The organism is Amycolatopsis sp. DG1A-15b (assembly GCF_030285645.1).
Classification (GTDB): Bacteria; Actinomycetota; Actinomycetes; order Mycobacteriales; family Pseudonocardiaceae; genus Amycolatopsis.
Genome location: NZ_CP127296.1, coordinates 8,749,742 through 8,765,633 on the forward strand (window position 1 = coordinate 8,749,742; position 15,892 = coordinate 8,765,633).

At 73.5% G+C, this 15,892-nt stretch carries 3 protein-coding genes; all 3 read left to right on the forward strand.

Annotated features, from left to right (window positions below; translation table 11 throughout):
• Positions 1–158: 158 nt before the first annotated feature.
• Genes QRY02_RS40770 through QRY02_RS40780 form a run of 3 tightly spaced genes read left to right on the forward strand, consistent with a single transcriptional unit; the run spans position 159 to position 15,860 of the window.
• Positions 159–386 (forward strand): DUF5988 family protein, encoded by a 228-nt coding sequence (locus QRY02_RS40770; protein ID WP_285988052.1) that lies wholly within the window; start codon positions 159–161, stop codon positions 384–386.
• A gap of 32 nt (positions 387–418) precedes the next feature.
• Complete coding sequence (locus QRY02_RS40775; protein WP_285988053.1) at positions 419–1,609, forward strand: cytochrome P450; 1,191 nt, start codon at positions 419–421, stop codon at positions 1,607–1,609.
• Between the two features lie 40 nt (positions 1,610–1,649).
• A complete protein-coding gene (locus QRY02_RS40780) occupies positions 1,650–15,860 on the forward strand; it encodes a type I polyketide synthase (RefSeq protein ID WP_285988054.1) in 14,211 nt (4,736 codons plus the stop codon).
• The last annotated feature ends 32 nt before the right edge of the window (positions 15,861–15,892 follow it).

Sequence of the window (15,892 nt, forward strand, 5' to 3'; positions counted from 1 at the left end):
GGGCTTTCTCTTGTGCCACAGGAGGAAGCCCTTTTTTCGTGGTGCCTTCGGCGGCGGCGCGGGGCTCTACCAGAGTGAGGGATGTCGCCTTGCGGTGGCTCGCCTAGCCTGAATCGAGAATGAAAGACCGTTCTGTGCAGGGAGATCCCCCGAAATAGGTGGAGGCCGCGATGAGTGTTACGCAGGTGAAAATCGCGTTGAGCGGTGGACCGGCCGAACTGGCGCTGACGACCCGCAGTGTGGACGCGGCCGCGCTGGAGGACACGCTCAAGATCCGCCACGGGGCCGGTTACGAGCATTTTGTGCACGGCGGGGAATTCCAGGCGGTCGACGGTTCCGACCTCGCGGTCTTCCGGTGGTCGCACCGCACGAAGATCGCCGAATAAGAATTGCCGGATCTCCCACGGGAAAGGTTTCCATGACCGACGCGATTTCCTTCGAGGTGCCGTGGGCGCGGACCGACAAGTTCGACCCGCCCGCGGTATTCGACTCTCTGCGCGAAGAACGTCCGCTCGCGAAGATGGTTTACCCGGATGGGCACGTCGGCTGGCTCGTTTCCAGCTACGACCTGGTGCGCGAGGTCCTCAGTGACCCGCGGTTCAGCCACAGCTGCGAAATCGGCCACTTCCCGGTCACGCACCAGGGTCAGGTCATCCCGACCCACCCGCTGATCCCCGGCATGTTCATCCACATGGACCCGCCCGGGCACACGCGGTACCGCAAGCTGCTGACCGGCGAGTTCACCGTCCGCCGCACCAGCCGGCTGATCCCGCGCGTCGAGGCCGTGGCCGCCGAGCAGATCGAGGTCATGCGGGCCAAGGGTGCCGCCGCCGACATCGTCATGGACTTCGCCAAGCCGCTCGTGCTGCGGATGCTGGGCGAGCTCGTCGGCCTGCCCTACGAGGAACGCGACCGGTACGTGCCCGCGGTGACCCTCCTGCACGACGCGGAAGCGGACCCGGCCGAGGCCGCGGCCGCCTACGAGGTGGCCGGGAAGTTCTTCGACGAGGTCATCGAGCGGCGGCGGCAGCAGCCCCAGGACGACTTGATCAGCTCGCTGGTCAACGAGGACCTGACCCAGGAGGAGCTGCGCAACATCGTCACCCTGCTGCTGTTCGCCGGGTACGAGACCACGGAGGGCGCGCTCGCGACCGGCGTCTTCGCGCTGCTGCACCACACCGATCAGCTGGCGGCACTGCGCGCGGAGCCGGAAAAGCTCGACGCCGCGATCGAGGAGCTGCTGCGCTACCTGACCGTCAACCAGTACCACACCTACCGCACCGCGCTGGAGGACGTGAAGCTGGCGGGCGAGCTGGTCAAGGAGGGCGACACGGTGACGGTGTCGCTGCCCGCGGCCAACCGCGACCCGGCCAAGTTCGGCTGCCCGGCGGAGCTGGACATCGAGCGCGACACCTCCGGCCACGTCGCGTTCGGCTTCGGCATCCACCAGTGCCTGGGCCAGAACCTGGCGCGCATCGAGCTCCGCGCCGGCTTCACGGCGCTCCTGCGGGCGTTCCCCGAGCTCCGGCTGGCCGTCCCGGCCGACGAGGTTCCGCTGCGGCTGAAGGGTTCCGTCTTCTCGGTGAAGAAGCTCCCCGTCTCCTGGTGAGCGTTCTTCCCCTCGAACACCCGAAAGGATCTGCGGCACAGTGCGCACCGATCTCATCAAGCCACTTCACGTCGCACTCCTGGAGAACGCGACCCGCTTCGCCGGCAAGCCGGCCTTCGCCGACGACCACCGGGCGGTCACCTACGGCGACCTCGAGGCGCGGACGCGCCGGCTGGCCGGGCACCTGGCCGGCCTCGGCGTCCGGCACGGAGACCGGGTGGCGATCTGCCTCGGCAACCGAGTGTCCACTGTGGAGAGTTACTTCGCGGTCCTGCGCGCGGGCGCCGTCGGCGTGCCGCTCAACCCCGGGTCGGCGACGGCCGAGCTCGAGTACCCGCTGACCGACAGCGGCGCCACGGTGGTCATCACCGACGCCGCCCAGGCGGCCCGGCTCCGGCTCGCGCCGCACGTCGAGCTGCTGGTGACCGGCGACGACGTTCCGGCGGGCGCGCACCCGTACGACGAACTCGCCGTCAGCGAACCGGCCGAGCCCGCCGCGGACGACCTCGAACTCGACGAGCCGGCGTGGATGTTCTACACGTCGGGGACGACCGGGCGGCCCAAGGGCGTCCTGTCCACGCAACGCAACTGCCTCTGGTCCGTCGCCTCCTGCTACGTGCCGTTCCCCGGGCTGTCGGACTCCGACCGGGTGCTCTGGCCGCTCCCGCTGTTCCACAGCCTTTCGCACATCGCCTGCGTCCTGTCCGCCACGGTCGTCGGCGCCACCGTCCGGATCGCCGACGGCAGCTCCTCCGACGACGTGATGCGGCTGATCGAGGCGGAGGGCTCGACGTTCCTGGCCGGTGTGCCGACCACCTACCACCACCTGGTGCGGGCCGCCCGGCAGCGCGGCTTCTCGGCGCCGAGCCTGCGGATCGGCCTGGCCGGGGGCGCGGTCCTCGGCGCCGGGCTGCGGAGCGAGTTCGAAGAAACCTTCGGGGTTCCGCTGATCGACGCCTACGGCAGCACCGAGACGTGCGGGGCCATCACCATGAACCCGCCGGACGGCGCCCGCGTCGACGGCTCCTGCGGCCGGCCCGTGCCAGGGGTCGACGTGCGGGTCGTCGACCCCGAGACCGGCCTCGACGTCCCCGCCGGCCAGGAGGGCGAGGTCTGGGTCAGCGGGCCGAACGTCATGCTCGGCTACCACAACAGCCCGGAAGCGACCGCCTCGGCGATGCGGGACGGCTGGTTCCGGACCGGCGACCTGGCCCGGCGCGACGACGCCGGCTACTTCACCATCTGCGGCCGGATCAAGGAACTCGTCATCCGGGGCGGCGCGAACATCCACCCCGGCGAGGTCGAGGCGGTCCTGCGCACCGTCGACGGCGTCGCCGACGCGGCGGTCGGCGGCGCACCGCACGACACGCTCGGCGAGGTTCCGGTCGCCTACGTCATCCCCGGGCCCTCCGGGTTCGAGCCCACGGCGCTGATCGAGAAGTGCCGCGAACAGTTGTCCGCCTACAAGGTGCCGGAGCGGATCCTCGAAGTCGCCCACATCCCGCGGACCGCGTCGGGCAAGATCCGGCGGGGCCTGCTGGCCGGCGAGCCCGCACAGCTGCGGTACGCCGCGACCGAACACGAAGAACAGTCCCGGCACGCCGACGAGGCCGTCGCGGCGGCGCTGCGCGCGCGGCTGTCCGGTTTGGACGAACGCGCCCAGAACGAGCTGCTCGAAGGCCTCGTCCGCAGCCAAGCCGCCGACGTGCTGGGGCAGCCGGTCCCGGCCGGGCGCGCGTTCCGCGACCTCGGCTTCACGTCGCTGGCCATCGTGGAGCTGCGCAACCGGCTGACCGAGCACACCGGTCTGTGGCTGCCCGCCAGCGCCGTCTTCGACCACCCCACGCCGGCGGCGCTGGCCGCCCGCGTCCGGGCCGGGCTCCTCGGGATCACGCAGGCCGTCGCCGAGCCGGTCGTGGCGGCCGGCCCGGGCGAGCCGATCGCGATCGTGGGGATGGCGTGCCGCCTGCCGGGTGGCGTGGCTTCCCCGGACGACCTGTGGCGGCTGGTGGCCGAGCGCGCCGACGCCGTCTCGGAGTTCCCCGGCGACCGCGGCTGGGACCTGGAAAGCCTGATCGACCCGGACCGGGAACGCGCCGGGACGTCGTACGTCGGCCAGGGCGGGTTCCTGCACGACGCCGGGCAGTTCGACGCGGCGTTCTTCGGGATCTCGCCGCGCGAGGCCGTCGCGATGGACCCGCAGCAGCGGTTGCTGCTGGAGACGTCGTGGGAGGCCCTCGAACACGCCGGGGTCGACCCGATCGCGTTGAAGGGCACCGACACCGGGGTGTTTTCCGGCCTGATGGGCCAGGGTTACGGATCCGGTGCGGTGTCGCCGGAACTCGAAGGCTTCGTCACCACCGGTGTCGCGTCGAGCGTGGCCTCGGGGCGGGTGTCGTACGTGCTGGGCCTGGAAGGCCCGGCGGTCACCGTGGACACGGCGTGCTCGTCGTCGCTGGTCGCGATGCACCTGGCCGCGCAGGCGCTGCGGCAGGGCGAGTGCTCGATGGCGCTCGCCGGCGGCGTCACGGTGATGGCCACCCCCGGCTCGTTCGTCGAGTTCTCCCGCCAGCGCGCGCTGGCGCCCGACGGGCGGTGCAAGGCCTTCGCGGCGGCGGCCGACGGCACCGGCTGGTCCGAAGGCGTGGGCGTGGTCGTCCTCGAGCGGCTGTCGGTGGCACGCGAGCGCGGGCACCGCGTGCTGGCGGTCCTGCGCGGCAGCGCGGTCAACCAGGACGGCGCCTCGAACGGGCTCACCGCGCCGAACGGCCTCTCGCAGCAGCGGGTCATCCGCCGCGCGCTGGCCGCGGCCGGACTGGCCCCGTTCGACGTGGACGCCGTCGAAGCGCACGGGACCGGGACGACCCTGGGTGACCCGATCGAGGCGCAGGCGCTGCTGGCCACCTATGGGCAGGAGCGGGAGCAGCCGTTGTGGCTCGGGTCGCTGAAGTCGAACATCGGGCACGCGCAGGCGGCCGCGGGTGTGGCGGGCGTGATCAAGATGGTCCAGGCCCTCCGGCACGAGACCTTGCCGCCGACGCTGCATGTCGACAAGCCGACTGCCGAGGTGGACTGGTCCGCCGGTGCGGTCTCGTTGCTGACGGAAGCCCGCGCGTGGCCGAGGAACGGCCGGCCGCGCCGGGCCGGCGTGTCGTCGTTCGGCGTCAGCGGGACCAACGCGCACCTGATCATCGAGGAAGCCCCCGCCGAAGAGCCGGTGCCCGTGCCGGAAGCCGCGGTGGTGCCGCTGGTCGTGTCGGCGCGGAGCGCGGCCGCGCTGTCCGGGCAGGCCGAGCGTCTGGCGTCCTTCCTCGAAGGTGACGTCTCGCTGACCGAGGTGGCCGGAGCGCTGGTGTCGCGCCGGGCGGCGCTGGACGAGCGCGCGGTCGTCGTGGCCGGTTCGCGCGAGGAAGCCGTGACCGGGCTGCGGGCGCTGAACGCGGCCGGTCCGGGGACACCGGGCAAGGTCGTGTGGGTCTTCCCCGGCCAGGGGACGCAGTGGGCCGGGATGGGCCGCGAGCTGCTGGAGTCCTCGCCGGTGTTCGCCGCGCGGATCGCCGAGTGTGCGACGGCGCTCGAGCCGTGGATCGACTGGCCGCTGCTCGATGTCCTCCGCGGTGACGGCGATCTGGACCGGGTCGATGTGCTGCAGCCCGCGTGCTTCGCGGTGATGGTCGGGCTGGCCGCCGTGTGGGAGTCCGTGGGCGTGCGCCCGGACGCCGTCGTCGGCCACTCGCAGGGTGAGATCGCCGCTGCGTGCGTGTCGGGTGCGTTGTCCCTGGAAGACGCGGCGAAGGTGGTCGCCCTGCGCAGCCGGGCCATCGCGGCGGAACTCTCCGGCCGCGGCGGGATGGCGTCCGTCGCCTCGGGCGAAGACGACGTGACCCCGAAGCTGGTGGCCGGGGTCGAGGTCGCCGCGGTCAACAGCCCGTCGTCGGTGGTGATCGCCGGGGATGCTCAGGCCCTCGACGCGTCCCTCGAAATCCTGTCCGGGGAAGGTATCCGGGTGCGGCGGGTGGCGGTGGACTACGCCTCGCACACCCGGCATGTCGAGGACATCCGCGACACTCTTGCCGAGACCTTGGCCGGGATCGGTGCGCAGGCACCGACCGTGCCGTTCTACTCCACCGTCACGAGCGAGTGGGTGCGCGAAGCCGGGGTCCTGGACGGCGGCTACTGGTACCGGAACCTGCGCAGCCAGGTCCGGTTCGGTGCGGCCGCGGCAGCTCTCCTCGAGCAGGGACACACGGTGTTCGTCGAGGTCAGTGCCCACCCGGTGACGGTCCAGCCCTTGAGCGAGCTCACCGGGGACGCGATCGGGACATTGCGGCGTGACGACGGTGGCCTGCGGCGCTTGCTGGCTTCGATGGGCGAGCTGTTCGTCCGCGGCATCGACGTGGACTGGACAGCGATGGTGCCTGCCGCCGGGTGGGTCGACCTGCCGACCTACGCCTTCGAGCACCGGCACTACTGGCTCGAGCCCGCCGAGCCCGCGTCGGCCGGGGACCCGCTGCTGGGCACGGTCGTCACCACCCCCGGCTCGGCTCGGGTCACGGCCGTGGCGCAGTGGTCGCGCCGGGCGCAGCCCTGGGCGGTGGACGGCCTGGTGCCGAACGCGGCCCTGGTCGAGGCGGCCATCCGGCTCGGCGACCTGGCCGGCACCCCCGTCCTCGGCGAACTGGTCGTCGACGCGCCGGTGGTGCTGCCGCGGCGCGGTGGCCGCGAGGTCCAGCTGATCGCCGGCGAGCCCGGTGAGACGCGCGAGCGGCCGATCGAGGTCTTTTCCCGCCAGGCGGACGAGCCGTGGACGCGACACGCCCACGGCACCCTGGCCCCTCTCGCCGCCGCCGAGGTGACGGACTCGGCGGCGGCGGGAGTCACCACCGAGGTCACCGTGGACGGCCTGCGCGACGCGGACCGGTACGGGATCCACCCCGCGCTGCTGGACGCGGCTGTCCGCACGGTCGTCGGCGACGACCTGCTGCCGTCCCGCTGGACCGGCGTGTCCCTGCTGGCCGCCGGGGCCACGACCGTGACCGTGACGCCGACGGCGACCGGCCTGCGGCTGACCGACCCGGCCGGGCAGCCCGTCCTGACCGTCGAGGCGGTGCACGGCACGCCGTTCGCTCCCGAGCAGGGGATCACCGACGCGCTCTTCCACGTCGGCTGGACGGAAATCCCGCTGCCCGCCGCCGAAGCCACGGACTTCGTGCCGTACGAGGCCACCTCGGCCGAGGCGACGCTCGGTGCGCTCCAGGCCTGGCTCGCGGACCCCGCCCAGGCGGAAACCCGGCTGGCCGTGATCACCGGGGACAGCGGCGAGCCCGGCGCGGCCGCGATCTGGGGCTTGGTGCGCTCGGCGCAGTCGGAGCACCCGGACCGGATCGTGCTGGCCGACCTCGACGACCACTCCCAGCTGCCTGCCGTGGTGGCGAGCGGCGAACCGCAGGTCAGGGTCCGCAACGGTGTTGCCTCGGTGCCCCGGCTGGTCCGGGTGGCACCACAGCGGGACGCGCGGCCGCTCGACCCCGAGGGCACCGTCCTGATCACCGGCGGCACCGGCACGCTCGGGGCGCTGACCGCCCGGCACCTCGTCACCGCGCACGGCGTCCGGCACCTGGTGCTGGTCAGCCGCCGTGGCGAAGCGCCCGAGCTGCAGGAAGAGCTGACCGCGCTCGGCGCGTCGGTCACCATCGCCTCCTGCGACGTGGCAGACCGGGCGCAGCTCGAAGCCGTCCTGCGGGCGATCCCGGCCGAGCACCCGCTCACCGCCGTGATCCACACCGCCGGCGTCCTCGACGACGGCGTCGTCACCGAGCTGACCCCGGACCGGCTCGCCACGGTGCGGCGGCCGAAGGTCGACGCCGCCCGGCTGCTGGACGAGCTCACCCGGGACGCCGACCTCGCCGCGTTCGTGCTGTTCTCCTCGGGGGCCGGCGTGCTGGGCAACCCCGGCCAGGCCGGGTACGCGGCGGCCAACGCCGAGCTGGACGCGCTGGCCCGCACGCGGAACAGCCTCGGCCTGCCCGCGGTGTCCATCGCCTGGGGCTACTGGGCGGCGGTCAGCGGCATGACCGAGCACCTGGGCGCCGCCGACCTGCGGCGCAACCAGCGGATCGGCATGTCCGGGCTCCCCGCCGACGAGGGCATGGCGCTGCTCGACGCCGCCATCGGCACCGGGGGCGCGCTGGTGGCGGCCAAGTTCGACGTGCCGGCGCTGCGGGCCACGGCGAAGGCCGGCGGCCCGGTGCCGCCGCTGCTGCGCGGCCTGGCCCCGCTGCCGCGCCGGACGGCCGCCACGACCGCGTCGCTGACCGCGCGCCTCGCCGGGCTGGGCGAAGCCGGGCAGGCCGCGGCCCTGCTCGACCTGGTGCGGCGGCACGCCGCCGAGGTGCTCGGGCACAGCGGCGTCGATCAGGTCCACATCGGACGGACGTTCAAGGACGCCGGCTTCGACTCGCTGACCGCGGTGGAGCTGCGGAACCGCCTCGCGGCCGCGACCGGGCTCACCCTGTCCCCGGCGATGATCTTCGACTACCCGAAGCCCCCGGCGCTCGCGGAACACCTGCGCACCAAGCTCTTCGGCGAGGGCACACCGCGTCCGGCCGAGATCGGCACCGCTGCGGCCGAGGAGCCGATCGCGATCGTCGCGATGGCGTGCCGCTTCCCCGGCGGCGTGCACAGCCCGGAGGACCTGTGGCGGCTGGTCGCCGACGGCGCCGACGCCGTCACCGAGTTCCCCGCCGACCGCGGCTGGGACACCGACCGGCTCTACCACGAAGACCCCGACCACGAAGGCACCACGTACGTCCGGCACGGCGCTTTCCTCGACGACGCCGCCGGGTTCGACGCCGCCTTCTTCGGCATCTCACCGAACGAGGCACTGGCCATGGACCCCCAGCAGCGGCTGCTGCTGGAGACGTCCTGGGAGCTGTTCGAACGGGCCGCGATCGACCCGACCACCCTGGCCGGGCAGGACATCGGCGTCTTCGCCGGCGTCAACAGCCACGACTACAGCATGCGGATGCACCGGGCCGCCGGTGTCGAGGGCTTCCGGCTCACCGGCGGTTCGGCGAGCGTGCTCTCCGGCCGCGTCGCCTACCACTTCGGCGTCGAAGGCCCGGCCGTCACGGTCGACACGGCATGCTCGTCTTCGCTGGTGGCACTGCACATGGCGGTGCAGGCGCTGCAGCGCGGCGAGTGCTCGATGGCGCTCGCGGGCGGCGTGATGGTGATGGGCACCGTCGAGACGTTCGTCGAGTTCTCACGGCAGCGCGGGCTGGCCCCCGACGGCCGCTGCAAGGCGTTCGCCGACGGCGCGGACGGCACCGGCTGGTCCGAGGGTGTCGGGCTGCTCCTGGTGGAGCGGCTGTCCGAGGCTCGCCGCCGGGGCCACCAGGTCCTGGCCGTCGTCCGCGGGTCGGCGGTGAACTCCGACGGCGCGTCGAACGGCCTCACCGCTCCGAACGGCCCGTCCCAGCAGCGGGTGATCCGCAAGGCGCTGGCCGCCGCCGGACTGTCCACATCGGACGTCGACGCGGTGGAGGCGCACGGCACCGGGACGACCCTGGGCGACCCGATCGAGGCCGAGGCGCTGCTGGCCACCTACGGTCAGGACCGGGAAACGCCGCTGTGGCTGGGTTCGGTGAAGTCGAACCTCGGGCACACGCAGGCCGCGGCCGGCGTCGCGGGCGTGATCAAGATGGTGCTGGCCATGCGGCACGGCGTCCTGCCCAAGACGCTGCACGTCGACCGGCCGTCGTCGCACGTGGACTGGTCGGCGGGTGCGGTGGAACTGCTGACCGAGGCCCGCGAGTGGCCGGGCAACGGCCACCCCCGCCGCGCGGGCGTGTCCTCGTTCGGCATCGGCGGCACCAACGCGCACGTCGTCCTGGAAGAGGTGCCCGCACCGAACGTGGTGCCGACGCCGGAGCCTGCCGAGTTCCTGGTGCCGGTGCTCCTTTCGGCGCGGACGTCGGCTGGCCTGCGCGCCCAGGCCGAACGGCTCGCCGGCTTCCTCGGCGAGCGGCCCGATGTCCGGGCCGTCGACGCCGCCCACGCGCTCGCCACCACGCGGGCCCAGCTCGACCACCGGGCTGTCGTCCTGGCTTCCGGCCGGGAACAGCTCCGCAGTGACCTCGCCGCCTTCGGCCCCGGCGTCGTGACCGGGACCCCGGTCGACGGCAAGCTGGCGATCCTCTTCACCGGCCAGGGCAGCCAGTGGGCCGGCATGGGCCGCGAACTCGCCGAGACGTTCCCGGTCTTCCGCGAGGCCTTCGAGGCCGCGTGCGACGCCGTGGACGCGCACCTGCGCGAGCGTCCGCTGCGCGAGGTCGTGTTCGGCGACAGCGCGCTGCTCGACCAGACGATGTACACCCAGGGCGGGCTGTTCGCGGTGGAGACCGCGTTGTTCCGGCTCTTCGAGTCCTGGGGCGTCCGCCCGGATCTCCTCGCCGGCCACTCGATCGGCGAGCTCGCCGCCGCACACGTGTCCGGGGTGCTGGACCTGGCCGGGGCGGGCGAACTGGTCGCCGCGCGCGGCCGGCTGATGCAGGCCCTGCCCGCGGGCGGCGCGATGGTCGCCGTCCAGGCGACCGAGGACGAGGTCGCGTCCCTGCTCGACGACGCCGTCTGCGTCGCCGCGGTCAACGGCCCGGACTCGGTGGTGCTTTCGGGCGCCGAAACCGCCGTGCTCGCCGTCGCGGCCGACCTGGCGGGCCGCGGCCGCAAGACGCGGCGGCTGACCGTCAGCCACGCCTTCCACTCGCCGCTCGTGGAACCGATGCTCGACGACTTCCGCGCCGTCGCGGAACGCCTGACGTACCGGCCCGGTTCGCTGCCCGTCGTCTCGACGCTCACCGGGGAACTCGCGACGCTCGACAACCCGGGCTACTGGGTCGACCAGGTCCGCAACGCCGTGCGGTTCAGCGACGCCGTCACCACGCTGAGCGGCCAGGGCGCGACGACGTTCCTCGAACTCGGCCCGGGCGGGGCGCTGGCCGCCATGGCGCTCGGCACACTCGGCGGGCCGGAGCAGAGCTGCGTCGCCACCCTGCGCAAGAACGGTGCCGAGGTGCCCGACGTCCTCACCGCGCTCGCGGAGCTGCACGTGCGTGGCGTGGCCGTGGACTGGACGAGCGTGCTCGACCGGCCGGGTACCGCGGTCGGGACCGTCCTGCCCACCTACGCGTTCCAGCACCAGCGTTTCTGGGTCGACGCCGGCGAACCGGCGGCAGTCAGCGTCACCCCGCCGCCGGCGGAGCCGAAGGTGGACCGCCCGGTGCAGGACGTGCTGGAGCTGGTCCGGGAGAGCGCCGCGGTGGTGCTCGGGCACCGGGAAGCGGACGGGTTCGACCTCGACCGGTCCTTCAAGGACCACGGGTTCGACTCCCTCAGCGCGATCAAACTGCGCAACCGCCTGCGCGACTTCACCGGCGTGGAGCTGCCCAGCACGCTGATCTTCGACTACCCGAACCCGGCCGTCCTCGCGGACCACCTGCGGGCCGAGCTCCTCGGCGAGCGCCCGGCCGCGCCGGTGCCGGTGACGCGGGACGTCTCCGACGAGCCGATCGCGATCGTCGGCATGAGCACCCGGCTGCCCGGCGGAGCGGACAGTCCCGAAGAGCTGTGGAACCTGGTCGCGGAAGGGCGGGACGCGGTCTCGGGCTTCCCCGTCGACCGCGGCTGGGACCTCGACGGCCTCTACCACCCGGACCCCGCCCACGCCGGGACGAGCTACACGCGATCGGGCGGCTTCCTGCACGACGCGGCCCAGTTCGACGCCGGGCTCTTCGGCATCTCACCGCGCGAAGCCCTGGCCATGGACCCCCAGCAGCGGCTGCTGCTGGAGACGTCGTGGGAAGCCCTGGAGCGGGCGGGGGTCGACCCGCTGTCCGCCCGCGGCAGCGACGTCGGCGTCTTCACCGGGATCGTCCACCACGACTACGTGACGCGGCTGCGCGAAGTACCCGAGGACGTCCAGGGCTACACGATGACCGGGACGGCTTCGAGTGTCGCGTCCGGCCGGGTGGCTTACGTGTTCGGCTTCGAGGGCCCGGCGGTCACCGTGGACACGGCGTGTTCCTCGTCGCTGGTCGCCATGCACCTCGCGGCGCAGGCGCTGCGGCAGGGCGAGTGCTCGATGGCCCTGGCGGGCGGCGCGACCGTGATGGCCAGCCCGGACGCCTTCCTGGAGTTCTCCCGCCAGCGCGGCCTGTCCGCCGACGGGCGGTGCAAGGCGTACGCGGACGGCGCGGACGGCACGGGCTGGGCCGAGGGCGTCGGCGTGGTCGTCCTCGAACGGCTTTCGGTGGCGCGCGAGCGTGGCCACCGCGTCTTGGCGGTCCTGCGCGGCAGCGCGGTGAACCAGGACGGCGCTTCGAACGGCCTGACCGCCCCGAACGGGCCGTCGCAGCAGCGGGTGATCCGCGGCGCGCTGGCGAGCGCCGGACTGGCACCGTCCGATGTGGACGTCGTCGAGGGCCACGGGACCGGGACGGCGCTGGGCGACCCGATCGAGGTCCAGGCGCTGCTGGCCACCTACGGGCAGGACCGGGACCAGCCGTTGTACCTGGGGTCGCTGAAGTCGAACATCGGGCACACGCAGGCGGCCGCCGGGGTCGTCGGCGTGATCAAGATGATCATGGCCATGCGCCACGGCGTCATGCCGGCCACGCTGCACGCCGACGAGCCCACGAGCCAGGTGGACTGGTCGGCGGGCGCGATCGAGGTGCTCACCGAGGCGCGGGAGTGGCCGGCCAACGGCCGTCCGCGCCGCGCGGGCGTGTCCTCCTTCGGGGCCAGCGGCACCAACGCGCACCTGATCATCGAGGAAGGCCCCGCCGAAGAACCCGTGGACGACGAGGCGGCCTCCGTGGTGCCGCTGGTCGTCTCCGCGCGCAGCACCGGTTCCCTGGCCGGGCAGGCCGGCCGGCTGGCCGCGTTCCTCGAGACCGGGTCGTTGGCCGGGGTGGCCGGAGCCCTGGTTTCCGGCCGCGCGACGCTGAACGAGCGTGCGGTCGTGATCGCGGGCTCGGGCGACGAGGCCCGGGAAGGCCTGCAGGCACTGGCCCGCGGGGAGAACGCGCCCGGCGTCGTGACCGGGACCGCGGGCCAGCCGGGCAAGGTCGTCTGGGTGTTCCCCGGCCAGGGCTCGCAGTGGGCGGGCATGGGCCGCGAGCTCCTGGATGCCTCGCCGGTGTTCGCCGCGCGGATCAAGGAATGCGCTGCCGCACTGGAACAGTGGACCGACTGGTCGCTGCTCGACGTGCTGCGCGGCGACGCCGATCTGCTGGACCGGGTCGACGTCGTGCAGCCCGCGAGCTTCGCGATGATGGTCGGGCTCGCCGCGGTGTGGACCTCTCTGGGGGTGGTCCCGGACGCGGTGCTGGGCCACTCCCAGGGCGAGATCGCCGCGGCGTGCGTGTCCGGGGCGTTGTCGCTGGACGACGCGGCGAAGGTGGTCGCGTTGCGCAGCCAGGCGATCGCCGCGGAACTGGCCGGCCGCGGCGGGATGGCGTCGGTCGCGCTGAGCGAAGAAGACGCGCTCGCGCGGCTGGCGCCGTGGGCGGACCGGGTCGAGGTGGCCGCGGTCAACAGCCCCTCCTCGGTCGTCATCGCGGGCGACGCGCAGGCCCTGGACGAGGCCCTGGAAGCGCTGGAAACCGACGGCGTCCGGGTGCGGCGGGTCGCGGTGGACTACGCCTCGCACACCCGGCACGTCGAGGCCATCGCCGAAACCCTGGCCGGGTCACTGGCCGGGATCGACGCGCGGGTTCCGGCGCTCCCGTTCTACTCCACCGTCCTCGGCGCGTGGATCGAGGACGCCGTCGTCGACGCGGGCTACTGGTACCGGAACCTGCGGCAGCAGGTGCGGTTCGGCCCCTCGGTGGCGGACCTGGCCGCGCTGGGACACACGGTGTTCGTGGAGATCAGCGCCCACCCGGTGCTGGTCCAGCCGCTGAGCGAGATCAGCGACGACGCCGTGGTGACCGGGTCGCTGCGCCGGGACGACGGTGGTCTCCGCCGCCTGCTGGCCTCGGCGGCCGAGCTGCACGTCCGGGGCGTGGCCGTGGACTGGACGGCGGCCGTGCCCGCGGCCGGCTGGGTGGACCTGCCGACGTACGCCTTCGACCGGCGGCACTTCTGGCTGCACGAAGCCGAGACCGCCGAAGCCGCCGAGGGCATGGACAGCGAGTTCTGGACCGCCGTCGAACAGTCCGATGTGGACCGCTTGGCCGAGCTGCTCGACCTGGTGCCGGAGCAGCGCGGAGCGCTCAGCACCGTCGTGCCCGTGCTCGCGGAGTGGCGCGACCGGCGCCGCGAGCGCTCGACCGCGGAAAAACTGCGCTACCAGGTCACCTGGCAGCCCCTGGAGCGCGAAGCCACCGGCGTGCCGGGCGGCCGCTGGCTGGCCGTCGTCCCGGCCGGCACCACCCACGCGCTTCTGGAGGAGCTGACCGGCCAGGGCCTCGACATCGTCCGGCTGGAGATCGAGGAAGCCTCCCGGGAACCGCTTGCCGAGCGGTTGCGGGGTGTCCTGGCGGAGCACGACCTCGCCGGCGTGCTGTCGCTGCTCGCTCTCGACGGAGGGCCCGCGGACGCGACCGAGATCACCGCTTCGACGCTCGCGCTGGTCCAGGCCCTCGGCGACGCCAACGTCGCCGCGCCGCTGTGGTGCCTCACCTCCGGCGCGGTGAACATCGGCATCCAGGACGCCGTGACCGCACCGGCCCAGGCGGCCGTCTGGGGGCTCGGCCGCGCCGTCGCGCTGGAGCGCCTCGACCGGTGGGGCGGCCTGGTCGACTTGCCGGCCGCGATCGACGCGCGCACGGCTCAGGCCCTGCTCGGTGTCCTCAACGGCGTCGCCGGGGAAGACCAGCTCGCGGTCCGGCGGTCGGGCGTCTACCGCAGGCGGCTGGTCCGCAAGCCCGTGCCGGAGTCCGCGGCGAGCCGGTGGGAGCCCCGCGGCACGGTCCTGGTGACCGGCGGGGCCGAAGGGCTCGGCCGGCACGCCTCGGTGTGGCTCGCGCGGTCCGGCGCCGAACGGCTCATCGTCACCGGCACCGACGGCGTCGAGGAACTGGCGGCCGAGCTGGCCGAGTTCGGCACCACGGTCCGGTTCTGCGCCGGCACCGACCGGGACGCGCTCGCGCGGCTGGTGGCGGACTCGGAGGTCACCGCGGTGGTGCACGCCGCCGACATCGCGCAGACCAGCTCGGTCGACGACACCGGGCCGGCCGACCTCGACGAGGTGTTCACCGCGAAGGTGACCACCGCGGTGTGGCTGGACCAGCTGTTCGAGGACACCCCGCTGGACGCCTTCGTCGTGTTCTCCTCCATCGCCGGCATCTGGGGCGGCGGCGGGCAGGGCCCGGCCGGGGCGGCGAACGCCGTCCTCGACGCCCTGGTCGAATGGCGCCGGGCCCGTGGCCTCAAGGCGACGTCGATCGCCTGGGGTGCCCTGGACCAGATCGGCATCGGCATGGACGAGGCCGCCCTCGCCCAGCTGCGCCGCCGCGGTGTCATCCCGATGGCGCCGCCGCTGGCGGTCACCGCGATGGTGCAGGCCGTTGCCGGCAACGAGAAGGCCGTGGCGGTGGCCGACATGGACTGGGCCGCCTTCATCCCCGCGTTCACCTCGGTCCGGCCCAGCCCGCTGTTCGCCGATCTGCCCGAGGCGAAGGCGATCCTGCAGGCGGCGCAGGACGACGGTGAAGACGGCGACACGGCCTCGTCGCTCGCGGACTCCCTGCGCGCGGTCCCGGACGCCGAGCAGAACCGCATCCTGCTGAAGCTGGTCCGCGGCCACGCCTCGACGGTGCTCGGCCACAGCGGCGCCGAGGGGATCGGCCCGCGCCAGGCGTTCCAGGAGGTCGGCTTCGACTCCCTGGCCGCGGTCAACCTCCGCAACAGCCTGCACGCGGCCACCGGGCTCCGGCTGCCGGCGACGCTGATCTTCGACTACCCCACCCCGGAGGCGCTGGTCGGCTACCTGCGCGTCGAGCTCCTCCGGGAGGCCGACGACGGCCTGGACGGGCGGGAAGACGACCTCCGGCGGGTTCTCGCGGCCGTGCCGTTCGCCCGCTTCAAGGAGGCGGGCGTGCTGGACACCCTGCTCGGCCTCGCCGACACCGACACCGACGCGGGCGCGGAGCCGGCGGCCCCCGAACCGGCCGCCGACGACGCAGAACTGATCGACGCACTGGACATCTCCGGTCTCGTGCAACGAGCCCTCGGGCAGACGAGCTGACCGCCGATGGCGAACCAATCGTGGAGGAAGAA

Excerpts from the sequence above, each read along its gene's own strand:
- QRY02_RS40775 (WP_285988053.1), top strand. The coding sequence starts at position 419 with ATGACCGACGCGATTTCCTTCGAGGTGCCGTGGGCGCGGACCGACAAG.